Origin of the sequence: Streptococcus sp. 1032 (assembly GCF_013277015.1) — a bacterium.
Classification (GTDB): Bacteria; Bacillota; Bacilli; order Lactobacillales; family Streptococcaceae; genus Streptococcus.
Genome location: NZ_VMMD01000001.1, coordinates 1 through 25195, shown reverse-complemented (window position 1 = coordinate 25195; position 25195 = coordinate 1). Strand labels below are relative to the sequence as shown.

Sequence of the window (25195 nt, the reverse complement as noted above, 5' to 3'; positions counted from 1 at the left end):
TCATTCTCCTTTTTCTAACCAGTTTTCCAAGACTTGGTAAACTCCTCCTTGGCTGTTGGCTGGCGCTAGAGCAGTCGCCATAGCTTTGGCCTTGTCATCAGCATTTTCCATCGCATAGGCAATTCCAGCCATTTCAAGCATTTCAACATCATTTTCACTGTCACCAAAAGCCATGATTTGTTGAGGATTCAAGTACCAGCGCTTGAGTAATTCTTCCAAGCCCCATGCTTTATGAATCCCAGCTTGAAGGATATCAATGCAACCATAGCCACTCGATACAGCCCGAATACGGTCATCAAAGAGGTCATTGATTTCTTCCAAAACCGAACTCAAACGTTCCTCACCAACAACCATACTCATCTTGAGCACACCACCAAAGAGGTCAGAGGTTAATTCATCCACAAATTGCATCCGTTGGTAGAATTTTTCAATCATTTCTGGAGTCATAAAACTTTCAAGGTCTGTAAAAATCGTACCTTCTTTGACGAAACCACCCTTCATCCCCGTTACAACAAACTGGTCCTGACACGCTCGATCCTTGAAATGAGCCAAAGCCTTATCAACAATGGCATCATCCCAAGTCTGGGCCTGAATCAGTTCATTGTTTTCAAAAATACGAGCACCATTAGCAACAACCAGAACCACTCGATCCACCAAGTGCTCCAATAGTTGCCTCATGCGGTGAATTTCATTGCCCGTCGCGATGACAAAACGAATCCCCCTTTGATCCAACTGATCTAAAATCTTTTCCAATCGTGGGATATCAAGCTGGCCTCTAGCATCCAGTAAGGTCCCATCCATATCTGTCGCAATTACTTTAATCATCATTTACTTTCCTTTGGATTCAAGCTAGTCCCACTTCAATCCCACATGTTCGTTCATTTCTTTATAGGCTGTATCAATTCGTTCCTTAGTCGCTTCATCTAATTGGTCACGATGACTGCCACCCTCGATAAAATCTTCCAAGATATAGGTTTGATAATGATATAGGGGATATCCTTCTGGTGAAAAAGTTCCCTTTGGTGTTCGATTGACCCAAGTAGGATGAGCTTTAGCTGTTCCGATAGTTATTTTTCCATCCTTCTTCTTAATGGTCACGTCCATGAGAACGCCACGTTCAGTCCACTTAGCATTCTCTTCATCTCCCATAGATTCAATCCGTTGATTGGAAATGAAGTTCCCCATTGAATAGATAATAAGTTTCTTTTCTCCATCTTTTTCAACCGTTTCAGATGGTTCCACAACGTGAGGATGCCCTCCAAAGATAATATCCGCTCCCCAATCAATCATCTTGTGATAAAGAGCTTTTTGTTCTTCAGTTGGTTCCAAGCGATACTCCACACCCATCTGAGGCATGATAATGGTGATATCTGCTTCCTTCTCTGCCCGTTCAATTTCATCCTTCATCTTATCTTCGTTTAAATCTGAAAGATAACGATTATAGTCTTCCTGAGAAATATACTGCTCAATTCCATTGAAACCATAGGAATAGGCCAAAAGAGCAACCTTGATACCATTCACTTCCTTAATGACCAGCGGAGCCTGATCACGTGGTTCATGCGTATAAACTCCGATTGGAGTGATTCCAGCTTTCTCAATAATATCGGCCGTTGAAATAACTCCCTCAATTTGCGAATCCAAAATATGATTATGAGCTAAATCCAGCACATGATAACCTGCATCCTTAATGGCATCCATAACTTCAGCAGGAGCATTAAAGAGAGGATAACCCGCTAAATAATGATCCTTATTGATGGTTCCTTCAAAATCACCAATAGCTAAATCTGCTTGCTTGAGCCAAGGCGTCACATACTCAAAATTCTCATGAAAGTCATAGGTACCGTCTTCTTTTTTAGCTGAAAAGAAAAGTCCATCGTGGTAGAGCAAATCTCCGTTGGCCATAATTCTGGCAGTTTTTTCCTCTTCCTGCTCCTGAGACTTTTGCTTAGTCCCCTCTTGAGAAATAGTATCTCGTTTTTGACTGGTCAGAGGCATGCCTTGGAAACTTTCAAACAACAAGACCAAGCCCATTGATAAAGCAACTGCTAGCAAGAGTACCGCCACAAATCCTTTATTGCTCCACTTGCGATAACTCCTAAAAAAGTTTACCAAGCCCTTCATAAAACGAAAAGCTAAACCACCCTGATTTCTATCTTGTCTTCTTTGCATCTTCATTCTCCCTACTTTCTTATGCAAGCCTTTTCTTTTTATTATATCACAGATAAGTATTTCTTTCACAATTGAATTGAACATCCTATCTATTTTCTATAAATCCTAAAGGCTATAATACTTTCAATCCTTGTCATTTTGTGTTATCATGTAGAGGTAATGAAAGGAGAGAAAATGTCTGCTATAGAACGTATTACAAAAGCTGCTCACTTAATTGATATGAACGATATTATCCGCGAAGGGAATCCTACTCTACGCGCGGTTGCTGAGGAAGTCACTTTTCCCTTGTCTGACCAGGAAATCATCCTTGGCGAAAAGATGATGCAATTCCTCAAACATTCCCAAGATCCTGTCATGGCTGAAAAGATGGGGTTACGCGGGGGGGTTGGACTGGCTGCTCCCCAGTTAGATATCTCAAAACGCATTATCGCTGTTTTGGTACCTAATATTGTTGAAGAAGGTGAAACTCCAGAGGAAGCCTACGATTTGCAAGCCATTATGTACAATCCCAAAATCGTCTCTCACTCTGTTCAAGACGCTGCTCTTGGTGAAGGAGAAGGTTGCCTCTCTGTTGACCGCAACGTGCCTGGCTATGTTGTTCGCCATGCTCGCGTTACTGTTGACTACTTTGACAAGGATGGCGAAAAACACCGTATCAAGCTCAAAGGCTACAACTCCATCGTTGTTCAGCATGAAATTGACCACATTAACGGAATCATGTTTTACGATCGCATCAATGAAAAAGACCCATTTGCAGTTAAAGATGGTTTACTAATTCTAGAATAAAGAAAATCACGTTGCAAGACGGGGTTTTGTGTTATAATAGAGGCATGAAAACAAATGATATTGTCTATGGCGTCCACGCCGTTACCGAAGCCCTCCTTGCAAACACTGGAAACAAACTCTACCTCCAAGAAGATCTCCGAGGTAAGAACGTTGAGAAAGTCAAGGAACTAGCTACAGAAAAGAAGGTATCCATTTCTTGGACTTCAAAAAAATCCCTCTCTGAGATGACTGAAGGTGCTGTCCACCAAGGTTTTGTTCTACGAGTGTCTGAATTTGCCTATAGCGAGCTGAATCACATCCTTGCCAAAACACGCCAAGAAGAAAATCCTTTGCTATTAATTCTGGACGGGTTAACTGATCCTCACAACTTAGGCTCCATCTTAAGAACCGCTGATGCGACCAATGTTTCAGGTGTCATCATTCCCAAGCACCGTGCTGTGGGAGTAACTCCTGTCGTTGCCAAAACGGCCACAGGTGCTATTGAACACGTTCCGATTGCCCGAGTAACCAACCTCAGTCAAACCTTAGATAAACTCAAGGATGAAGGCTTCTGGACCTTTGGAACAGATATGAATGGGACTCCTTGCCACAAGTGGAATACAAAAGGGAAAATTGCCCTCATCATCGGAAATGAAGGAAAAGGCATCTCTAGCAACATCAAAAAACAGGTTGATGAGATGATTACCATTCCGATGAATGGACATGTTCAAAGTCTCAATGCCAGTGTTGCTGCAGCCATTCTCATGTACGAAGTTTTCCGAAATAGACTATAAAAAAGTTTCCAGTCATCTGATTGGAAACTTTTTTTATGATTAACTATGTTCGGTGATAAACTTGTAAACTTCTTGACCGGCGATGGCCCCATCTCCAACTGCTGTTGTTACTTGGCGAAGGTCTTTCAAGCGAACATCTCCAACTGCAAAAATACCGTCAACTGCAGTTTTCATGTGGTTATCTGTCACAATCCAGCCAGCCTGATCTTGGATATTCAATTCTTTAACAAAATCGCTAAGAGGGTCCAATCCAACATAGATAAAGACGCCACCGAAGGCTTGTTCTGTCACTTGACCTGTTTTCACATTTTCAAATACGACAGATTCTACTCGGTTTTCACCTTTGATTTCCTTAACTACAGAATCCCAGATAAAGCTGATTTTCTCATTCGCAAAGGCGCGGTCTTGTAAAACCTTTTGAGCACGAAGTTGGTCACGACGGTGAACAATGGTAACAGTCTTGGCAAAACGAGTCAAGAAGAGGGCTTCTTCAACAGCTGAATCTCCACCACCAACTACCAACAAATCTTGGTCACGGAAGAAAGCACCATCACATACGGCACAATAAGAAACACCACGGCTGTTCAGTTCTTCTTCTCCAGGTACTCCCAAAGGACGGTGTTTAGAACCAGTTGCTACGATAACTGTACGTGTTTCATATGTTTGGTCATCAGTCATCACTTTCTTAAAATCACCATGATCTTCGACATTTTCAACATAGCCATAAATGTGCTCAACACCAAGATTTTCAAGCGGTTCAAACATCTTTTCTGCCAATTCTGGCCCACTAATATTAGCGTATCCTGGGTAATTTTCAATATCAGATGTATTATTCATCTGACCACCTGGTAAACCACCTTCAATCAAGGCTACTTTCAGATTGCTTCGAGCAGCGTATAAGGCTGCAGTCATCCCTGCAGGTCCAGCACCGATAATAATAGTATCGTACATATAGTTTCCTTCTTTCTTGTTGTAACTATCTTTATTCTAACTCTTTCTTGTCAATCATGCAAGGATTATGCTTCGAAAACAAGAATTAAACTCATAACCGCAAAGGATAATACTGGAACAACCAAGACTCCAATCATAATCATATCATAGAGATGGGCTTGGCGAGCCTTGGCTGTCTTATCAACTCCCGACATGGCTCTTAGTCCAATCCAAATCCCTAAAAAAATCAGGACGAGGATGGTGGTCAAGATCAAACTCTCGAAATATAAAGAAAATAGTTGCAGTAGCATGATTTCTCTCATTTCTATCTTTTTTAAAGAGTAAACTCAGCTAGTCCAGCTAACTGAGTTTTCCTTTATCTATTATATCAAATATAAGTCCGTTTGTAACTAGCAAAGAATTCTTTTGTCCGCTCTTCTTTAGGATGGTGGATAATCTCATCCGGTGTTCCAGACTCAATGATTTTCCCCTTATCTAAGAAGAGAATCTTATCAGCTACTTGGGCTACAAAGGACATGTCATGACTGACCAAAATCATGGTCTGACCTGACTTAGCAGCATCTGCAATAGACTTCTCTACTTCACCGACCAATTCTGGGTCAAGGGCTGAAGTTGGTTCATCTAAGAGCAAGACATCTGGTTTCATAGCAAGCGCACGCGCCAAGGCAACCCGTTGCTTCTGTCCACCTGATAAATGGCGAGGATAATGGTTTTCACGGTCCGAAAGCCCAACCTTAGCCAACTCTTCCTTGGCAATCTTAGTCGCTTCTTGGTCGGATAATTTCTTAACAACAACCAAGCCTTCTTTCACATTATCAAGTGCTGTTCGGCGTTCAAACAAATTAAACTGTTGGAAAACCATGGACAGCTTACGGCGTAGGGCAAGTATTTCTTCTTGAGTAATCTTAGAAAAATCAACTGAGAAATCATCAATCTGAATAGAGCCACTGTCAGGTGTTTCAAGATAATTGAGACTGCGAAGGAAAGTTGATTTTCCAGCTCCTGAAGAACCAATCAAGGCTACAACTTCCCCTTTTTGAATATCCAAGTTCAGATGATCCAAGACAGTCTGTCCTGAAAAGGATTTGCTTAAATTCGAAATCTTAATCATTAACGAAGGTCTCCTTTCACATCTGTTTGCACTGTATCGGGTGCAGAAATAGCCATTTTTCTCTCGATGAAACGACCGAGGCTTTCAATTCCGATATTGACTACCCAATAAACAAGGGCAACGGAGATAAAGCGTTCAAAGTAACGATAATCGGCACCACCCAAAATCTGAGCTTGGGCAAATACTTCCACAACACCCGCACTAAAGGCTAGGGAAGTTCCCTTGGTCAAGCCGATTAGGGAATTGATTAAGGTTGGAGTCGCCACAACGGCCGCATTTGGAATAATCACGCGACGATAAACTTGTGCTCGGGTCATGCCCAGACTGCGTGCCGCCTCAATCTCACCAGGATTGACTGAGAGAATGGCTGCACGAATGGTTTCACTAGCATAAGCTGCCTCATTAAAGGCAAAGGCAACAATGGCAAAAGCAGCAGCTGGAATGGCATTGATATTGAGACCAGTTCCCCATTGCTGATTGAGGGCTTTCAAAACCAAAGGAATTCCGTAGTAGGTCAACATGAGTTGCACCAAAATCGGTGTCCCTTTTAAGAAACTAACGAAGAAGGCCTGCAAGGGATATAAAATCTTGACACGATTGATTTTCACAATGGCAAAAAGAAGCGCCAAAACCAAGCCAAAAAAGGCACCACCAATTGTCAACATAATCGTTGTTGGAAGTTGTTGGACAATTCTTGGAATCCCATCAAAGACCGAACGCAGGCTAAACAGCTTGCCATCCGGAATCAATTGCATCAAGTTTTGGTACCAATCTGATGCTAAAATCGTTGTAACATTCATAAAAACATCCTCTCCTGATAATGATTCATTCTACCATACTTCTGCCGTCAATGAAATTATTTGCTACGGTCAGATACAGACTTTGTCTACCTACTAGTTTATCATACTTTGAAACAGGGAGGTTATATATTTTATCTATCAAAGAGATAAGTAAAAACTATTTCAATCCCAATTCTTCATAAGCTTTTCGATAACCGATTTGCTTAACAGTCCCGTTTTCTACTAAAATGGGCCGTTTTAACAACATACCGTCGCTTGCTAGTAACTCAGCTGCTTCTTGGTTTGACAGGCTTCCTACCTTATCTTTCAGCCCTAATTCACGGTATTTGATCCCACTGGTGTTGAAAAATTGCTTCAACTCAAAACCTGAAGTCTCTAGCCAGTTTAAAATGACTTCTTGACTAGGTGTTTCTTCCACGATATGGACGGCTTTGTAGTCCACACCGAGTTGGTTTAATTCTTGTTTTGCTTTTTTACAAGTTGAACATTTTGGGTATTCGATAAATTCTAACATGTCTTTCACTTTCTATTATTTATATCTTTAAAATCTACGCCTTCATAATCCAAGAGCCAGGCTTTCTTTTCCACTCCTGCAGCATAACCTGTCAGACGCTTGCCTGCTCCCAGCACACGATGACAAGGTACTAGAACAGACCACGGATTGCGTCCCACCGCTCCGCCAATTGCTTGAGCAGAATCCACTTGTAGCTCTTGGGCTATTTGTCCATAGGTCACTGTATGACCATAAGGAATTTCCTGTAAATAGGACCAAACTCGCTTTTCAAAATCCGTTCCGATTGGAGCCAAGGGCAAGTCGGATAAATCCTGAGACTTGCCTTTAAAGTAAGCATCTAAGCAAGCAATAACTGGGTCTAAAATGGGATGACTAACAACTGCTTCTATCGTCTCATCTCCTAGTCCCCTCTCAAAATGCTTCTGCTCCTGCACCCAAACGCCATACAGATATTGCTCGTCGGCAACCAAAGACAAGGTTCCTATTGGCGAAAAGTAGAGCATTTTTGCGTACTTCTTTTTCATTATTTCTTCAATTTTTGATAGGCCAGGCGTTCGCCATCAACCGGCACCTTACCAACTTGTCTAAAACCAAGTTTTGCAAAAATATGTTGCATGACCTTGTTTGCAACATGCGTATCTGAGCGAAAATCTAGATAATCAAATCCTTCAATCAAGCCCTCTAAGAAGGTTTGAGCAACTCCTTGTCCCTGCACATCTGCTGCCACAGCAATACGGTGAAAGACTAGGTACTCTGACTCTCCAGCTTGCCATTTTCCTTCATAAATAGCTTCATAGGCTGCCTCTGGACTTTTGGTCACAGCTGCATAGGCTAGTAGTTCTCCCTCTTCCAAGGCTACGTAGGCTTGACCTGAGATAATATCATCGATAATAATGTCCGCATTTGGATAACCATTTTGCCACTGGTCACTACCAGCATCTGCTAAACATTTCTTGGCTTCCTCCATCACCTGCATGATGGTATCTACTTCATTTGGAAAAGCTAAACGAATCTCCATCTTTTCTCCTCATTTCTGACTAGTTTCTCCCATCATAGCATAATTCAAGCCTTTTCACAAGCAGTTAAAACTTGACTTTCTGTTTTTATTATTTTATAATCTAGTTATTAAAACTAGATTATAAGGAGTTTAAAATGAAAACTACCTTTTCCTACCCAAAATGGGCAGAAATTCCAAACATTGACCTCTATCTGGACCAGGTTTTGCTCTATGTCAATCAGGTCTGCGCTCCTGTCTCTCCAGATAAAGATAAGGGGCTAACAGCATCCATGGTCAATAACTATGTCAAACATGGTTATCTTACAAAGCCTGACAAGAAAAAATACCAACGCCAACAGATTGCCCGTCTGATTGCTATCACAACCCTCAAGTCTGTATTTTCTATTCAAGAAATAGCCCAGACACTGAATACTCTACAAAGTCAGGCTAGTTCAGAGCAACTCTACGACGCCTTTGTAGATTACATGAACCAAGAGATTGACCCAGCAAACCCTATTATCCAAAGTAGCTGCCAAACAGTTAAACTCTATCATCAAACTCTAGACTTAATCCATCATACTCAAGAGGAGGTAAGCCGATGAACACTAGTCTTAAACTCAGCAAACAACTCAGTTTTGGAGAGGAGATTGCTAATAGCGTGACCCATGCTGTGGGGGCAGTCATCATGCTCATCTTGCTCCCTATTTCATCCACCTATAGTTATGAAGCACACGGATTTTTATCCTCTATCGGCGTTTCCATTTTCGTCATCAGTCTCTTTCTCATGTTCCTATCATCCACCATTTACCACTCTATGGCCTACGGTTCAACCCACAAATACGTCTTGAGAATCATCGACCATTCGATGATTTATGTGGCTATCGCAGGCTCTTATACGCCAGTCGTCTTAACCTTGATGAATAACTGGTTTGGCTATCTAATTATTGCCATCCAATGGGGAACGACCATCTTTGGTATTCTCTATAAAATCTTTGCTAAAAAGGTCAATGAGAAATTCAGCCTTGCTCTTTACCTGATTATGGGCTGGTTGGTTCTGGCTATCATTCCTGCCATTATCAGTCAAACAACACCAATCTTTTGGAGCCTCATGGTAACTGGCGGACTTTCTTATACAGTTGGAGCTGGATTTTATGCCAAGAAAAAACCTTATTTCCACATGATTTGGCATCTCTTTATCCTAGCTGCGTCCGCACTCCAATACATCGCCATTGTTTATTACATGTAAAAAAGTTGAGAAATTCAATCTCAACTTTTTTCTTTACACATATTAATAAAATACTGGTGCAAGCGCACATCATCAGTCAATTCTGGATGAAAAGAAGTTACCAGCATATTTTTTTCTTGGGCTGCAACGATTTGATTATCAACTCTTGCTAGAATTTCTACACCCACTCCAACACTACTGATAATCGGACCACGGATAAAGGTCATTGGAATCTGACCGACTCCCTTACATTCTGCTTCCGTGTAGAAACTTCCTAATTGGCGCCCATAGGCATTGCGCTCGACCACCATATCCATGGTTCCAAGATGACTCTCGTCCTGAGAAGTGATTTCCCTAGCCAGCAAAATTAAGCCCGCGCAGGTTCCAAATACTGGTAATCCAGAAAGAATGGCTTCTCGAATGGGAATCAGCATGTCCTGGTCTCGTAAGAGCTTGCCCATGGTTGTAGACTCACCACCAGGTAATATCAAACCCGACAAACCATTCTGATACTGCTGAAAATCCTCTAAATTTCTGATTTCAACACTCTCGACACCTAATTGATCTAGCACTTTTGCATGTTCTGCAAAGGCACCTTGCAAGGCCAATATTCCGACTTTCATCTATTTTCCTCTCTCAGCCATGAGAATTTGGATTTCATTTTCATTAATACCAACCATGGCTTCTCCTAAATCTTCAGAGATTTGAGCTAGGATTTGAGGATTTCGGAAATTGGTTACTGCTTTGACAATGGCACTCGCTCGTTTAACAGGATCTCCTGACTTAAAAATACCTGAACCGACAAAGACGCCCTCTGCCCCTAATTGCATCATCAGCGCAGCATCTGCTGGCGTTGCAACGCCTCCAGCTGCGAAGTTTACAACTGGCAATTTCCCATGTTCATGGACATATTGAACCAATTCTACAGGAACTTGCAAGTCCTTGGCAGCAACATAAAGTTCGTCCTCACGTAGGTTTTGAATTCGGCGAATTTCCTGATTCATCATACGCATATGACGAACAGCTTGGACGATATCCCCTGTCCCCGGTTCTCCTTTTGTACGAATCATAGAAGCACCTTCAGCGATACGACGCAAGGCTTCACCCAAGTCCTTAGCCCCACAGACAAAAGGAACTTGGAATTCTTTCTTGTCCACATGGAAACGGTCGTCAGCTGGCGATAGAACTTCACTCTCATCGATATAGTCAATTTCAATAGCCTCTAAAATCTGAGCTTCCACAAAATGCCCGATTCTGACCTTAGCCATTACTGGAATACTAACCGCTTCTTGGATTTCCTTAATCATCTTTGGATCACTCATGCGGGAAACGCCACCAGCTGCACGAATATCAGCTGGAATCCGTTCCAAGGCCATCACAGCTGCCGCACCAGCAGCCTCTGCAATACGGGCCTGTTCAGGGTTCTGAACGTCCATGATTACACCGCCCTTGAGCATCTGTGCCAAGTTTTTATTTAATTCATAACGATTTTCAGTCATTTCTTTATCCTCATCATTTGTATTGGTAGCTACTATTTCATTTTAAGTTAGATTAGAAGGAATCACAAGATAAAAAATGGATAATTGTATGGGTACACATTGACTAAAAAAACTATCTGACCTTAACTTAAGGCCAGATAGCTCATCAAATTTTATTTTTCAGCTGTAAGGGCAGCCATTGTGATGTAGTTGTATGGTTTGTTGAAGTGTGGCAAGAAGAAGAGGTCTGTCAATGCCAATTTATCAATTGTAACATGCTCTTGGATAGCAAGTGAGAACATATGGATTCCCATACTGATAGCAGAATCACGTGATACCATTTGAGCGCCAAGAATTTCACGACTATCTTTATCAAAGACAATCTTGATTGCTACTTCATGGTTATCATGTTTCATGAATTCTGGTTTTTGAAGATCGTTAAAGCCTGTTTCAGTCGCATTGTAACCTGCAGCTTTCGCTTTTTCAAGAGTCAAACCAGTTGAAACCATGTGAAGACCATAGATTGAGATACCGTTTGAACCTTGCACACCGATTCCTTCCAATTCATGTCCACAAGCATTGTAGGCACCAACAATACCAGTACGAACAGCATTTGAAGCAAGGGCAATGTAGCTAGTGTCTTTACGAGCATTATCATAGACAGTCGCACAGTCACCAACTGCAAATACACCTGGAATTGATGTTTCTTGTTTCTTGTCTACAAGGAAGGCACCGTTGCGGAAGAGTTCAATCTTACCATCAGCAAGAGCTGTATTTGGACGGAAACCAACCGCAAGAACAACCATATCCACATCAAATGTTTCTTTGTCTGTTACCAAACGTTCTACTTTTCCATCACCTTGGATAGCTTTTACTGTTTGACCAAGCGCCAAGCGGATGTTGTGGTCTTCCAAGTTCTTAGCCATCATTTGTGTGAAGTCCTTGTCATAGTAACCGTTCAAGACAGTATCTACGATATCAACAAGGATAACTTCTTTTCCAAGACGCTCGAAGGCTTCAGCAAGTTCAACACCGATATAACCACCACCAACAACAGCGATGCGCTCTAGGTGCTTGCTCTTGTCAGCAAGTTTTTCGATGACTTCTTCTGCATTTTGGTACAATTTCACGAATTGTACGTTTTCAAGAGTTGCTTTAAATTCGCGGTTTCCTTTAACAATTTCAACACCTTCGATTGGTGGCAAGATTGGTGTAGAACCTGTAGCGAAAATCAATTTTTCGTATGATTCTTTGTGCTCTTTTCCTTCAACTTCCGCTGTAACTACTTTGTTATCATAGTCGATTGAAAGAACTGGTGAATTCATATAAACCTTAGCACCTTTAGCTTCCAATTTTTCTTTATCAGAATAGAACAAGCCTTCAGCACCGTCAATTTGTTCCCCAATCCAAAGGGCCATTCCACATCCTAGGAAAGAGATGTTAGAGTTTTGGTCAAATACAACAATTTCGTTCTCATTTCCAAAATTATCCAACATGGTATTGATACATGCTGTACCAGCGTGGTTAGCACCGACTACAACGATTTTACTCATAGAAAAATTCCTACCTTCAATTTTAAATTTACTCTACTAGTATAACATTTACTGTTAGCGTTTACAAGTGGTTTACTATTATTTCAGGATTTTTTATCAAAAATAATTCTCCATTTATCCTGTTTTCAAGCCTCATGAATTTTATGAGCATATTTCTTGACTTTTTCCAAATTTTATTTGTGAAAAGTCTAACTTTATGGTATTCTAATAACATGAAAATAAAATGTAAGGGCTTCAATTTAGATAATTACTTGATATTACAACTTATTTTCTATAAGAGAAAGGAGTTGGTAGCTTGCCTCTAAGTTCACATTCCGAACGGCTAATGGGGACTACTATCACTATTTCATTAGTAGATGAGCGAGCCGATGGCTTGCTCCAAAAATCCTTTGATTTACTCAGAGAGCTAGAATACCGCTTCAATGCCAATAGTCAGAAATCGGAGTTGATGGAAATCAATCATCAAGCTGGAATAGCTCCAGTCAAAGTTCATCCAGACCTGTTTAAATTGATTTCACTTGGGTTAGAGCATAGCCTAGCACCCTCTAGCTATCTCAATATCAGCATTGGTCCCCTAATTCAAACCTGGCGCATCGGTTTTTCAGATGCCAAAGTCGCCCAACCTCAAGAAATTGAATCGGTTCTGCCTCTAATCAATCCTCATTTTATCGAGTTAGATTCTTCTACTTCTACTGTGTTTTTAAAACAGAAAGGAATGAAGATCGATCTTGGTTGTTTAGCCAAAGGATACAGTGCGGATAAGGTTGCCCAATTTCTGAGAGAAGAGGGAGTGACATCTGCCTTAATCAATCTGGGAGGGAATATCCTGACCATTGGAAAAAATCAGGCAAGAGGAAATCAGCCTTGGCAAATCGGGATTCAAGACCCAGACAATCCGAGGGGAAATCACTTAATGACCATCCCTGTTGTCAATCAATCTGTCGTGACTTCAGGCATTTATGAACGTCACCTGACAGTCGATGGAAAAGATTACCATCATATTTTTGACAGCCAGACAGGATATCCTGTTGAAACGGAACTAGCGAGTCTAACAATCATCTCTGATAAATCAGTCGATGGCGAAATCTGGACGACTCGACTCTTTGGAGAAAGACCTGCTTCTATCCTCTGGCAAGTCGAAAGTTTGGAGGGCATCGAAGCCATCCTCATCGATAAAAAAGGCCACCTAAGCTGTTCTTCAGGAATTCCTACTCTATAGAGACAACTGTTTCAATGGAGTTTTAAAATCGTATTATGTAAAAAGAGAAAGGAAATCTCATGTTAAAACTTATTGCTATTGTTGGAACAAATTCAAAACGTTCTACAAACCGTCAATTGCTTCAATACATGCAAAAACACTTTGCTGACAAAGCTGAAATTGAACTTGTTGAAATTAAAGACATTCCTGTCTTCAACAAACCAGCTGACAAGCAAGTACCTGCTGAAATTCTGGAAATTGCTGCTAAAATTGAAGAGGCAGATGGTGTTATTATCGGTACTCCTGAGTACGACCACTCTATCCCAGCTGTTTTGATGAGCGCTCTTGCTTGGTTGTCTTATGGTATTTACCCACTCTTGAACAAACCAATCATGATTACAGGTGCTTCTTACGGTACGCTTGGTTCATCACGTGCTCAAATGCAACTTCGCCAAATCTTGAATGCTCCAGAAATCAAAGCAAGTGTCCTTCCAGATGAATTCTTGCTTTCACATTCTCTTCAAGCTTTTAACCCAAGTGGAGATCTAGTAGATCTTGATGTTATTAAAAAACTGGATGCTACTTTTGACGACTTCCGTATCTTTGTAAAAATCACAGAAAAATTGCGCAACGCACAAGCCCTACTTCGCAAAGATGCTGAAGACTTTGACTGGGAAAATTTGTAAGATAGGAGACCAAAAAGAATGAAATTTGTTGGACTTGTAGGATCAAACTACGATCAATCATATAACCGTAAGCTCTTGGAATTTATCCGTCGCCACTTCAAACTCAAATTTGAATTAGAAGTTCTCGAAATTGACGAAGTTCCAATATTCAACCAAGACGAAAAATGGGATGAAAGTTTCCAATTGCGTTATTTATATAACAAAATTACTCGTGCTGATGGTGTCATCATCGCTACTCCTGAGCACAACCACACAATCTCAGCATCTCTAAAATCTGTTCTTGAATGGCTTTCATACGAAGTTCATCCATTTGAAAACAAACCAGTTATGATTGTAGGAGCTTCTTACTATGACCAAGGTACTTCTCGTGCCCAAGTTCACCTTCGTAAGATTCTTGACGCTCCAGGTGTCAATGCCTATACGCTTCCAGGAAATGAATTCCTTCTTGGTAAAGCCAAAGAAGCTTTTGATGTTAATGGGAATATCACAAATGAAGGAACTGTTAATTTCCTTGAAACATGTTTAGACAACTTTGTAAAATATGTGGGAGTCGTTTCAAAATTGAAAAAACCAAAACCAATTGCACCAGAAGATTTATATTGTACAAATCCAATCGCAACTACCATTCAAGGTGTTGACCCTGATGATCCTGAATGGGTAGAAAAAGCAGCTGAGCTTGTTGGAGCTGTTTCTGGTGATACTTACGTTAAATTAGACCACGGTATCTTGACAGTTAACCAAATTGATATGTTCTTGAAAGCAATGCCATTTGAGTTGACATATGCTGATGATAATAACCAATTCTTGTACTATAATAACGCCCACCAAGATCCAAATACAATGTATGGTAAACGTGTGCGCGTTCAAGCAGGTAGCCGACTAGGAACAGTACATGCTTCCCTACCACCTGAAAGAATGAAAAACGTTGAATGGGTTGTCGGTGTACTACGTAACGGAGATCAAGAATATGTCCGTACAATTGTGCCGGGAACACCTGAAGGTGTTATCAATACACATAACTACAAGGCAATGTACTATCCAGATGGTTCATATGCTGGAATCAATGAAATCATCTTCAATTTCCAACCATGGCTCGATTGGTACTTGGAAACAACTGGTCAACGTCTAGTTGGTGGAAATACTGCAGCTCCTGCTGGAGGACATGGTGGCGCAGATGCTACATCTGGAGCTTCTGATGCAGGTGATGCTGGGGGTCACGGTGGTGGCGCAGACGCTACAGCCGGTGCAAGTTACTAATGATAGTTTTTAGGAACCTTTATGGTTCCTTTTTAAGTGACAAAAGACTAGCAGTTTGTGTCTGCTAGTCTTTTGGTATTAGTTCATCTATCTTTGTTAAAAGAAAGAATACTCATTATGAATTTGGGTCATCAAGACTACGGCCATGTAAGCCTTTTTCACGTTGGGCTTGGCGTAGTTTTTCTGGTGTAACATCGTTTCCTTCTTCGTCCACAATTTTAATTCCTTCGATGTGGTGACGAACAGTGCGACGATAACCTTCGATGTACTCCTCACGTAGTTTGGCTTGTTCTACTTTTTCTTCTGAGGTCAAGCCTTCTGTTTTTTTCTTTTTAGCAAGCTCGTTGATACGATCAATTTTTTTCGGATCCATGTTTCTCTCCTTTATGATAAGATTTAATTCGTTTAACAAATTTTATTTGGTATTGATTTGGTTAAAACGTGCAAGTTTAGCTGCTTTCTTGGTTAATTGCGACAAGATTGCCAAACGATTTTGACGGATAGCCTGATCTTCAGCCATTACCATAGTATTTTCAAAGAAGGCATCAATGACTGGGCTAAGAGCAAAGAGCTGTTTCAATTGCTGACTGGCAGTCCCTGACAAAACGAGTGATTCTACTGCTTCTGCCAAGGTTTTCTCTTCTTCATTCTCAAAGAGAGCTGAATCAACTGTAGCAACTCCTTCTGCCTTCTCAGCCAAGTTAAAGGCACGAGAAAGTGATTCAACTGATGATTTAAAGTCTTCTTCCTTGCTTGCTTCTACAAGAGCACTTGCTGCTTCCAACATATCCGCCACAACAAAGTTTGATCCTGCAAGTACTGCTTCCTTAATATCTTTTGGAGTAGAACCCATCATCTTATCAACACGAGCCTTGATAAAGTCCATCACTTCTGCCTTATTTTCATAAGTCAAGCTGTCAAATTTCAAAGCATAAAGGCTATCAATCAGCTCATCCATAGCAATGTACCAACCAAAGGCATCCAAGATACGAACCACACCTTGGGTCGCACGACGAAGGGCATAAGGGTCATTAGAACCTGATGGGATCAAGCCTACTGAGAAGAAACTCAAAATCGTATCCAATTTGTCTGCAATGGCTAGAATGGCTCCAACCTTGCTCTCTGGAAGTTCTCCTTCGGCTGATGTAGGCATGTAGTGTTCACGAATAGCAGCTGCTACCGCTGGAGTTTCCCCAGCAAGAAGGGCATATTTTTCACCCATAATTCCTTGGAGCTCGTCAAATTCACCAACCATACCTGTCAACAAGTCAAACTTGTAAATGGCTGCTGCACGGGCTAGGTCAATCGTTTCATCCGCTGACAAACCAGCTTTTTCTGCCAAGAGAATAGCAATCTGACCAGTACGAATCATGTGTTCACGAAGGGAACCAATCTTCTCATGGAAGGTTACATTGTTTAATTTTTCAACAAGGTCAGAAATCACCAATTTTTGGTCTTCACGCCAGAAGAATGCTCCGTCTTCCAAGCGAGCTACCAAGACTTTTTCATTTCCTTTGATGACATTTTCCAAATGCTCTGCGTTTCCGTTACGAACAGAAATGAAGTTTGGCAAGAGTTTACCGTCTTGATCACGAACAACAAAGTAACGTTGGTGTTCTTTCATTGAAGTCACCAAAACTTCTTCTGGAACTTCAAGGTATTTGGCATCAAAACTTCCCATAAAGGCAGTTGGGTATTCAACCAAGTTCAAGACTTCATTAAGCAAGTCCGCATCAATTTCGATATGTACACCATGCTCAGTTTCGATTACTTTGATTTGGTCAACAATCATTTGCTCTCGTTCACGTGGATCTGCTATTACAAATTGTGTACGAAGATCTTCTTCATAGCTCAATGCTGACTGAATCTTAGTTTCTTTTCCCAAGAAACGATGGCCACGGCTCACACGCCCTCCCTTGATATCAAGGAAATCCAAATCAAACTCTTCTTCATCTAAAAGAACAGTTAAAGTGTGAACAGGGCGGATGTATTCAAAGGTGTTGTTAGCCCAGTGCATGCTGACAGGGAAAGTCAATGACTTCAAGACATCTACAACACCTGGAACAATGGCTTCAACTGCTTGACCAATTTCTTCCTTAGTGACATAGACATATTCTTCGCCCTTAATTTCACGGAATTCGATATCTTCGACAGTCAAGCCTTTTCCACGGACAAATCCTTGAGCTGCTTTGGTGAAGTTTCCATCACTATCCAAGGCAATTTTCTTTGCTGGACCCTTGAAATCTTCTGTCAAATCAGCCTGTTTGTCTGCAAGACCAGTTACACGAACAGCCAAACGACGTGGTGTTGAGAAGGTTTGAACGGCTTCAAAAGACAGACGGTTTTCCTTGAGGAAGGCTGCCATTTTTTCGCCTAGTTGTTTTTCACTTGGTGTGACAACATAGGCTGGTAATTCTTCAAGACCGAGTTCTACTAATAAGTTTTTTGTCATGTTTTTTCCTTTACATTTTCTTCAATCTTTTTTGATATGCACCTTAGGTACTGGGGACGTCGCTAACTAACTTTGTGAGTCTGTATGGAAATCTAATGCTAAATTGATCAAGATTTCCAACAGTCTCATCAAAGTGGATTTAGCTGACTGATTTTTGAACCTAAGGTTTCAAAAATCCCCACATAACAGTACGGCGGTGCATATCCCTCTAGCAAGTCTTCGACTTGCCTCTAACGATTTTAGAGCACAGTATTACTCACTATTCTGCGTCTTCTGCTAAGAGTTTAGCTCGTGTTTCTTCATCCAAAAGTGGGTAGCCTAGGCGTTTGCGTTCTGCGACAAAGGTTTTGGCTACGACACGAGCTAAGTTACGGATACGAGCGATATAGCCTGCACGCTCTGTTACAGATACGGCACCACGCGCATCAAGCAGGTTAAAGGTGTGTGAACATTTGAGAACATAGTCATAGGCAGGGTGCACCAAGCCTTCTTCTAATGCACGACCAGCTTCTTTTTCAAACTTATCAAAGTTTTCCAGCAACATTTCTTGATCTGAAATTTCAAATGAATATTTTGAGTGCTCATACTCAGGCTGGATGAAGATTTCTCCGTATTTTACACCATCAGCCCACTCAATATCATATACAGAATCTACTTCTTGGATGTAAGAAGCCAAACGCTCCAAACCATAGGTAACTTCCGCAGTCACAGGGCCAGTTGCCAATCCACCGACTTGTTGGAAATAAGTGAACTGAGTAATTTCCATCCCATCAAGCCAAACTTCCCAACCAAGACCAGCTGAACCAGTTGAAGGATTTTCCCAGTTGTCTTCAACGAAACGAATATCGTGCTCCAAAGGATTGATTCCCAATTTTTCTAAAGACTCAAGGTACAGTTCTTGGATGTTTGATGGAGATGGCTTCATGACCACTTGGAATTGGTGGTGTTGGTAGAGACGGTTAGGGTTTTCCCCATAACGACCGTCAGCAGGACGACGTGATGGCTCTACATAAGCCGCATTCCACGGCTCAGGTCCGATAGCACGAAGGAAAGTGTAAGGACTCATCGTTCCCGCACCTTTTTCATTATCATAAGCCTGCATAAGCATACAACCTTGGTCATTCCAAAATTGTTGCAAAGTCAAAATAATTTCTTGAAATGTTAATTTCTTAGACATTGTTTACTCCTTTTTATATAAATTACTTGCGACACGAGTCTGCCTCGTCGATCATACGAGGCAAGACGAGTTAGTACTGCGTCTAGCTCAGGCACTCTAGTGCTGAGCGTGGGGCAGTCCGACTGAAGGAGGTTTCTGCCACTGACGCAGTGGAAAGTCAATTTTTTAGACATTGTTTACTCCTTTTTTATAAATTACTTGCGACACGAGTCTGCCTCATCGATCATACGAGGCAAGACGAGTTAGTACTGCGTCTAGCTCAGGCACTCTAGTGCTGAGCGTGGGGCAGTCCGACTGTAAGGAGGTCTCTGCCACTGACGCAGTGAAATGTTATTTTCTTAGACATTTTTTACTCCTTTAGTTTTTATATTTCTTTTTCAATTAACTTCTGCTGAACAAACCAATTTAACAAGGGAAGTGTTTTATCTGTATTTGCCCATAAATGATAAGAATCGAAGACCGCTTATACACTACCTAGATGTTCTACCAACTTATCTATTGTCAAAAAACTACGCCAGTATTCGTAAAAAATACTTGCATAGTTCTTATCATAAGTCGAAGAACCAAAATCATTCAATGAATGCCAACCATACTTCTTCTGAAAAAGTTCTACGAGAGATTGATTACAAATTTTTTCCGCTTGAAATTCCTCTTCTGTCAAGAAATACTTGCGACTAATATATTCAACCATCCCCTCTTCGAACCAGATATAAGAGTCATAATCATCAAAATCATCTAAAAAATGCTCCGACCAATGAGCTAACTCATGTCCTACAATCTGTAAGAGGAAATTTTCAGATAAAGAATGATAGTGACTTTCTATTGCTTGAGTTTGCTGAGAACACTCGTAGTCCATCAACTGATACAAATACAACTCTTTCCAAACAGCTAATTCAGGCGTCATAACCATTCGTCTATTATTTGTATAGGCTGGAACAGCGCTTTCCCTAATAATCTGTGTAGCAGCATTAAAACTTGACCAAATAACGGCTTGCGGTAAATCACAGACTGCAAGTTCATTCTTTAAAAAAGATTGATAATCTTTCAACTTTTCAGTATTTCTTACTACAAAATCACGAAATGCAGCTAGTTGACTATCGTCTTTTACAAGATAAAGGTTTTCCACGTCTCTCCTTTCTTTCACACAATAGACTGAATAAGCAAAAGAACCGCGTCCGACAATCCTAGGTTGACTTAACCTAGGGGCGTCAGAAACGCGGTTCCACCCTAATTTATTACTTCATTGTTTTTGAAAATACTACAGAAAGCGCCAGTTCTTTATTTTGCCCTACTTGGCTCCCACTATCCCAAGCTCGCTTGAAGAACGCCATAAGACTTTCTTTCCTGCTGACTATTATATCAAAAATTAGAATAATGTACAATTCTTTTTATGATTTTCTAGAAATCCATATCATCAACTCGTGGAGCACCCGACTGAACCGCTATCGTTTTTAAAGTTTCTCGTTCCTCTTGACTCAATTCAATTCCGAAACAATCAAGATTAGCCTGAATACGAGAGGCTGTAACAGATTTCGGAAGTGGTAAAAATCCTTCTGCCAAGCTCCAGGCCAAGGCTATCTGAGCAACCGATTTTTCGTGATTTGCTGCGATTTCTTGGACTTGCTTGCTATCAAACAGTTCTCCCTGACCAAAAGGTCCCCAAGCTTCCAACAAAATTCCTTTTTCTCGACAGTAAGCTACGACTTCCTCTTGATACACACCTGGTGCCAAGCGAACCTGATTGACCGCCGGAAGAATTTTTGCTGTTTCAAGCAAGGCATCCAAATGATGGGGAAGAAAATTGCTAACGCCGATAGCACGGATTTTCCCTTCTTGATGGAGGTCTTCCATCGCTCTCCAGACCTCAGCATTTCGGATTTTCCATTGGTCATTTTCTCTAAGCGGTTTTGGGTTCGGCCAATGAATCAAATACAAATCTAAATAGTCCAGTCCTAGCTTCTCTAAAGACTCTTCAAAAGCCTGACAAGCTTGCTCATAGGTTTGTTGGCTATTCCACAGCTTGGTAGTTACGAACAATTCCTCTCGTGGAACTCCGCTATCTTTGATTGCTTGACCAACACTTTCTTCATTCTGATAAATCGCCGCCGTATCAATATGACGATAACCAGCCTTCAAGGCTTCTAACACTGCACGATAGGCTTCTTCTCCATCCTTAGCCTTAAAAGTTCCAAATCCCAGAACTGGAATTTCTACTCCATTATTTAATTGATAGGTATTCATATGCTTCTCCTTCTATTTTCTTTATCATTTATAGCATAATTTTTTTGCTAATTAGTACTATCTTTTGTAAAAAATAAGTCTATCACATATCTGACAGACCTATTTTTTCTTGCTTATTCATCACGACTATAATACAGTTCATGAGGTTTTAGGCGAGTATTGAGCATCTCTGGTATGGTCACAAAGGTATAACCTTGATTTTTCAAATACTCAATGACCCTTGGCAAGGCATTGACTGTCGGACTGTGAATATCATGCATCAAAACGATAGAGCCGTTAGCTACTTGATGCTGAATTTCTGTCAAAATAGCTGCTTCATTTTTACTCTTCCAGTCCAGACTATCCACATCCCACATGATAAAGCTCAAATCGAGGCTATTGCGAATGTCGTCTGTAATGGCTCCATAAGGCGGGCGCATGAGTTTTGAACTAGAACCCAGCACTTTAGTTAGCACATCCTCAGTATCAGTAATCTGTTTTTTAGCTTCATCAAGAGAGAGTTGCGAGAGAATCGGATGGCTCCAACTATGGTTTCCAACAACATGACCTTCAGATTTTATCCTCTTCACCAAGTCCTCATTCCCAGAAACATTTTTCCCAAGCACAAAGAAAGTGGCTTTAACACCATATTTAGCTAGAGTCTCTAATGCCTGCGGAGTCGTTGCTGGATTTGGACCATCATCAAAGGTTAGAGCGACAACTTTTTGATGTTTCTTATCAAAGTAAGACTGGTACAAGGCTGCGTCTTTTTCGAGTAAGTACGAAGATTGGATAACATCAAAGAAAGCAGATACTGGCAAGGCTATCTCTTCTAAATTTTCAACCGCAGGACTTGGATAAAGGATAATCTGACTATCCTTGTAATCAAAATTCCATGCAGATAAGTCTTGGTCAGAGAAGCTTTTTACAATCTGGTCACTCTGGTTTTGCTCTATTTTTTTATCCTCTATAAAGGAGGTGATTTCTTTTATCAGCTGTTCCTTAGCTTTACTAGCATCTGAAAACAGTTGGTCAAGTGTAAAAGGTTGCCCATCTTCTGTTAAGTGAACCTTTCCTAGACTGGTCTTTTCAGTCTCTTCAACCTTAAAATCAACTAAATCATAGATTTGTTTGGTTACATTACGATTGACGACTCCCTTTAAACCTGACTCTTCTTGCTCTGTATAGTAGAAAACAAGAGTGTCCTTACTTTCTAGCTTGTCCTTAATGTCTTTATTTATCAGCTCCTTAGCAGACGAAATCACTTGTTCCCCTTGGAGAGGATAATAGGCAATCACTTCGGCTTGACCCTTACGAAAATGCTCCTTCTGATTTCCCTCACTCAATTGATCGTCTTTCTCTTTTTTGAGCGATTCAATTTTTTGCTCAAAACTTTTTTGCTGATACATTTTAAAAGCAATAAATCCGCCTAATAAGCAAATAGAAATTGCTAAAATACCAATCAAAGCCAATAATACATGTCTCTTTTTCCCGTGTCTGCCACGTCCCAGTCTACTTTTATTCATATTTATATCATAACAAATTTGAGCAATAATTTCAATGATACAGTTTGGCAATCCACAATTCCCCTAGAAAGCCAAATCATCTCACATCAACTCGATCAGCCCTATCTGTAGAGATTATGTAGTTTTCTATCTATGGAATTTCTAGTGGATTGAAGCTAGAATAGACACCGTGACTTCTAAAAACATTCTGAGAAATTGATTTATTTTTCTCAATCTATTTATCCTCAAACATCCCTACACCTCTGATATTTTCTTGATAATACTATATACCCAGACACTTGTAGTTTTACCTTCAGCTAGTAATGTTGACTTTTCTTCTTCAGATAATTTTTTCCGTAAGTAGTCAATCTGCTGAGAAGTAATGTTCTCTTTCCCCATTGCCTTGACAGATTGTATCACCATTGCAGTTAAGGTTGACATATTTGAAATATCTCCATTATTTCTATGCTTAAATTCTATCCTTGCCTTACCAACATTAAAACTGGCATACCTTCCATCTGATATATAGGTCCATTTTGCTGGTACCTGCGTAGATAAACCAAGTAAATTAAGGGCTGTGTTTCCCGATGGAGCAATGGTCCAATTATATTTTCTAGCAATAGCATCAGCAACTTCATCCACAGACGCCATTGCATACTCTCCAATCAGTTCTATATATTTTGGTTTATAATAAATACCTTTCAAAATGCGAGTAACCTTTTTGTCTTTTACAAGACGATTTAATGTACTACGAACAGTTTCATATCCTGCAATATCAAAGAAATCATTTGCTATAAAAACTTGATTCGATTCAAAATTTTCTATCCTGTTTACTATTTCCTGCTTATAGTTCATCTATCACGCCTCCTTTGCACCGAATATGATGCTATTTTTGGTGCAAAAAGTCAAATGAGAGTCATTTTATCAAGAGGGAACAGACCTCTTACAATTTCTTATGTAACATCTCTATCCATTTTTATCCTATTTCTTATTTCAGTAATAGCTTGATTATAAAAATCATGATAGTCAGCCGTATTTATTTCTTTTATAATACCGCCATATGTACACAAGAGTATTCTCACAGTAACATCTAAGTCTCCAACTTTAGAGTAAAAATATACCTTTGTAAATTCAAAATGTTTCTTCTTGTATGCGAGTAGCCACCACAAATCGATTTCAGCTAAATCTAAAGCAAAACCAAGGATATGAACATCATTGCTTACAAAACAATCAATCCATGAATGATGATAAAAATCATTTTTAGAATTCCATCTCCTTAATAATTCAGACGTATATCCTATCACCTGCGAAAGCAAATAGCCATAATAGTATTGTCCTAGTATAATAGACTTTTTTCTGGTTGCTATTCCATGTATATGCCATAGTTTTTTTCGATCACCTAATTTTATATACTGGTAAATTCCTAGCTCCTTTTCCTTTTTACTGATTTCACCCTCCTTCCCATATCCATATAGATTTAAGATTTTTCCAATAGATGGATTAGTACAGATTGTTTTTTCAAATTCAAAGCTGTAATTCGTCGTCAAAATATTCTCTACTTCTAACGTTAATAAGTCCTCAAGAAACTCTTTCTTTCTTTTTGAAATCGTCATCTTATCCTTCAAAAAATCAGTTAGTTCCTCTGCGACAGTTTCTTCTTTCCCCTCATAGTTTACTGAAATCCTCATCGGAAAACTTAAAGAATCGCTTATCTCAGCATGTAATGAACGTTTCTCCGCCTCTTTTTCACCTCTAAACTTGTCGACATTAAAGAAATCATCATTTTCTGGCTCGCTTGCAAATAATCTATTGATTCCATTCCCTACTAATAAAATAGGTTTGTTTTTTCTACTTTCATGTTTCCCCATTCCATTACCCTTTCTATTTTTAAAGCGCTTACATACACTCTAAAGAAAGATGGATAGAAAGACGCTTCTCAACTTCTTTCTATCCATTACTTCCTTCAAGAGTCCACACCAGCAATTTTCAGTTCCATTTCATGAACTATCTTACTTGTCTCGTGTTTCTTCTTTATCTTACTCTGCCATCGAAGACTTCTACTTGTACTAAAGGAGGAAGCATTCCCATCCAAAAGATGGTGTCCTGTTCCCAGAACCACTTCCCCGCTAGAAGCTGGCAACTTCCCACTACAGGTTTGCGACTAACTTTTCCTATAGTTATTATCCAGCAATATAGTAACTTCTATGGTCGCCTGCGATATTTCACATGTCGCTTATCTTAACTGAGCAAGAATAGCTTTGAGTTTCTCAATCAACTCATCTTCTGTGTGGTCAGACTCTTTCTCATTGGCTAGGAAGGCAACCGCTTGAGCGAGAGCTTCTC

26 protein-coding genes and 1 pseudogene are annotated in these 25195 nt (G+C 40.3%); 7 read left to right on the top strand and 20 right to left on the bottom strand.

Going from position 1 to position 25195, the window contains the following annotated elements; translation table 11 throughout:
• Positions 1-828, bottom strand: coding sequence for an HAD family hydrolase (locus HT711_RS00140; protein ID WP_173249652.1), 828 nt, complete (start codon positions 826-828; stop codon positions 1-3).
• Between the two features lie 21 nt (positions 829-849).
• Entirely contained in the window at positions 850-2169 is a 1320-nt protein-coding gene (locus HT711_RS00135; protein ID WP_173249651.1) for a CapA family protein, read from the bottom strand.
• Positions 2170-2343: 174 nt separating this feature from the next.
• On the opposite strand from HT711_RS00135, the gene def reads away from it, so the two are divergent.
• Both def and rlmB read left to right on the top strand, forming a co-directional pair.
• The gene (def, locus tag HT711_RS00130; protein ID WP_004260025.1) at positions 2344-2955 is read left to right on the top strand and encodes a peptide deformylase; all 612 of its coding nucleotides are present in this window, start codon (positions 2344-2346) and stop codon (positions 2953-2955) included.
• Between the two features lie 44 nt (positions 2956-2999).
• Positions 3000-3728, top strand: coding sequence for a 23S rRNA (guanosine(2251)-2'-O)-methyltransferase RlmB (gene rlmB / locus HT711_RS00125; RefSeq protein ID WP_138703006.1), 729 nt, complete (start codon positions 3000-3002; stop codon positions 3726-3728).
• A gap of 39 nt (positions 3729-3767) precedes the next feature.
• Here the strand turns inward: rlmB and trxB are convergent, their stop codons facing one another.
• From trxB to HT711_RS00090, 7 genes are all read right to left on the bottom strand, one after another.
• Positions 3768-4679 carry a thioredoxin-disulfide reductase gene (gene trxB, locus HT711_RS00120; RefSeq protein WP_112444175.1) on the bottom strand — a complete coding sequence of 304 codons (912 nt, stop codon included), beginning with the start codon at positions 4677-4679 and terminating at the stop codon, positions 3768-3770.
• Positions 4680-4744: 65 nt separating this feature from the next.
• A complete protein-coding gene (locus tag HT711_RS00115; protein WP_164226726.1) occupies positions 4745-4969 on the bottom strand; it encodes a DUF4059 family protein in 225 nt (74 codons plus the stop codon).
• A 77-nt stretch (positions 4970-5046) separates the two neighbouring features.
• Positions 5047-5790: an amino acid ABC transporter ATP-binding protein gene (locus tag HT711_RS00110; protein WP_000590982.1), complete on the bottom strand. Its 744-nt coding sequence runs from the start codon at positions 5788-5790 to the stop codon at positions 5047-5049.
• Positions 5790-6590, bottom strand: a complete 801-nt coding sequence (locus HT711_RS00105) for an amino acid ABC transporter permease (protein WP_050313437.1) — start codon at positions 6588-6590, stop codon at positions 5790-5792. The genes HT711_RS00110 and HT711_RS00105 overlap by 1 nt, the downstream gene beginning before the upstream one ends.
• A 157-nt stretch (positions 6591-6747) precedes the next feature.
• Positions 6748-7104, bottom strand: a complete 357-nt coding sequence (locus HT711_RS00100) for an arsenate reductase family protein (protein WP_000889091.1) — start codon at positions 7102-7104, stop codon at positions 6748-6750.
• Between the two features lie 5 nt (positions 7105-7109).
• Positions 7110-7628 (bottom strand): methylated-DNA--[protein]-cysteine S-methyltransferase, encoded by a 519-nt coding sequence (locus tag HT711_RS00095; RefSeq protein ID WP_050971675.1) that lies wholly within the window; start codon positions 7626-7628, stop codon positions 7110-7112.
• Positions 7628-8122 carry a GNAT family N-acetyltransferase gene (locus HT711_RS00090; protein ID WP_112444182.1) on the bottom strand — a complete coding sequence of 165 codons (495 nt, stop codon included), beginning with the start codon at positions 8120-8122 and terminating at the stop codon, positions 7628-7630. The genes HT711_RS00095 and HT711_RS00090 overlap by 1 nt, the downstream gene beginning before the upstream one ends.
• Positions 8123-8256: 134 nt before the next feature.
• On the opposite strand from HT711_RS00090, the gene HT711_RS00085 reads away from it, so the two are divergent.
• Both HT711_RS00085 and HT711_RS00080 read left to right on the top strand, forming a co-directional pair.
• Positions 8257-8703, top strand: coding sequence for a DUF1836 domain-containing protein (locus tag HT711_RS00085; RefSeq protein WP_112444184.1), 447 nt, complete (start codon positions 8257-8259; stop codon positions 8701-8703).
• Positions 8700-9347 carry a hemolysin III family protein gene (locus HT711_RS00080; protein WP_049509562.1) on the top strand — a complete coding sequence of 216 codons (648 nt, stop codon included), beginning with the start codon at positions 8700-8702 and terminating at the stop codon, positions 9345-9347. Before HT711_RS00085 ends, HT711_RS00080 begins: the two co-directional genes overlap by 4 nt.
• 20 nt (positions 9348-9367) lie before the next feature.
• Here the strand turns inward: HT711_RS00080 and pdxT are convergent, their stop codons facing one another.
• From pdxT to HT711_RS00065, 3 genes are all read right to left on the bottom strand, one after another.
• Positions 9368-9949 carry a pyridoxal 5'-phosphate synthase glutaminase subunit PdxT gene (pdxT, locus tag HT711_RS00075; RefSeq protein WP_112444186.1) on the bottom strand — a complete coding sequence of 194 codons (582 nt, stop codon included), beginning with the start codon at positions 9947-9949 and terminating at the stop codon, positions 9368-9370.
• Entirely contained in the window at positions 9950-10825 is an 876-nt protein-coding gene (gene pdxS, locus HT711_RS00070; RefSeq protein WP_000138517.1) for a pyridoxal 5'-phosphate synthase lyase subunit PdxS, read from the bottom strand.
• Between the two features lie 152 nt (positions 10826-10977).
• A complete protein-coding gene (locus HT711_RS00065; protein WP_112444188.1) occupies positions 10978-12357 on the bottom strand; it encodes an FAD-dependent oxidoreductase in 1380 nt (459 codons plus the stop codon).
• Between the two features lie 295 nt (positions 12358-12652).
• Between HT711_RS00065 and HT711_RS00060 the strand changes: the two genes are divergently transcribed.
• Genes HT711_RS00060 through HT711_RS00050 form a run of 3 tightly spaced genes read left to right on the top strand, consistent with a single transcriptional unit; the run spans position 12653 to position 15498 of the window.
• Positions 12653-13576: an FAD:protein FMN transferase gene (locus tag HT711_RS00060; RefSeq protein WP_173235044.1), complete on the top strand. Its 924-nt coding sequence runs from the start codon at positions 12653-12655 to the stop codon at positions 13574-13576.
• 59 nt (positions 13577-13635) lie between these two features.
• Positions 13636-14241 carry an NADPH-dependent FMN reductase gene (locus HT711_RS00055; protein WP_033677008.1) on the top strand — a complete coding sequence of 202 codons (606 nt, stop codon included), beginning with the start codon at positions 13636-13638 and terminating at the stop codon, positions 14239-14241.
• Between the two features lie 18 nt (positions 14242-14259).
• The gene (locus tag HT711_RS00050; protein WP_173235046.1) at positions 14260-15498 is read left to right on the top strand and encodes an NAD(P)H-dependent oxidoreductase; all 1239 of its coding nucleotides are present in this window, start codon (positions 14260-14262) and stop codon (positions 15496-15498) included.
• Between the two features lie 115 nt (positions 15499-15613).
• Here HT711_RS00050 and HT711_RS00045 read toward each other — a convergent pair whose 3' ends face one another.
• The 8 genes and pseudogenes from HT711_RS00045 to HT711_RS11130 form a co-directional block, all read right to left on the bottom strand.
• Entirely contained in the window at positions 15614-15871 is a 258-nt protein-coding gene (locus tag HT711_RS00045; protein WP_119941992.1) for a DUF896 family protein, read from the bottom strand.
• 42 nt (positions 15872-15913) lie between these two features.
• On the bottom strand, positions 15914-17950 hold the full coding sequence (gene glyS / locus HT711_RS00040) for a glycine--tRNA ligase subunit beta (protein ID WP_173235048.1): 2037 nt from the start codon (positions 17948-17950) through the stop codon (positions 15914-15916).
• A gap of 259 nt (positions 17951-18209) precedes the next feature.
• Complete coding sequence (gene glyQ / locus HT711_RS00035) at positions 18210-19127, bottom strand: glycine--tRNA ligase subunit alpha (protein ID WP_000038736.1); 918 nt, start codon at positions 19125-19127, stop codon at positions 18210-18212.
• A gap of 364 nt (positions 19128-19491) precedes the next feature.
• Positions 19492-20253 (bottom strand): annotated as a pseudogene (locus HT711_RS11135) (elongation factor Tu).
• A gap of 272 nt (positions 20254-20525) precedes the next feature.
• Positions 20526-21368, bottom strand: coding sequence for an aldo/keto reductase (locus HT711_RS00025; RefSeq protein ID WP_173235050.1), 843 nt, complete (start codon positions 21366-21368; stop codon positions 20526-20528).
• Positions 21369-21481: 113 nt separating this feature from the next.
• Complete coding sequence (gene pgdA / locus HT711_RS00020) at positions 21482-22873, bottom strand: peptidoglycan-N-acetylglucosamine deacetylase PgdA (RefSeq protein ID WP_173235052.1); 1392 nt, start codon at positions 22871-22873, stop codon at positions 21482-21484.
• A 234-nt stretch (positions 22874-23107) separates the two neighbouring features.
• On the bottom strand, positions 23108-23707 hold the full coding sequence (locus HT711_RS00015) for a DUF6088 family protein (protein WP_173235054.1): 600 nt from the start codon (positions 23705-23707) through the stop codon (positions 23108-23110).
• A 98-nt stretch (positions 23708-23805) separates the two neighbouring features.
• Positions 23806-24720: a hypothetical protein gene (locus HT711_RS11130; RefSeq protein WP_240148972.1), complete on the bottom strand. Its 915-nt coding sequence runs from the start codon at positions 24718-24720 to the stop codon at positions 23806-23808.
• Positions 24721-25195: the final 475 nt, after the last annotated feature.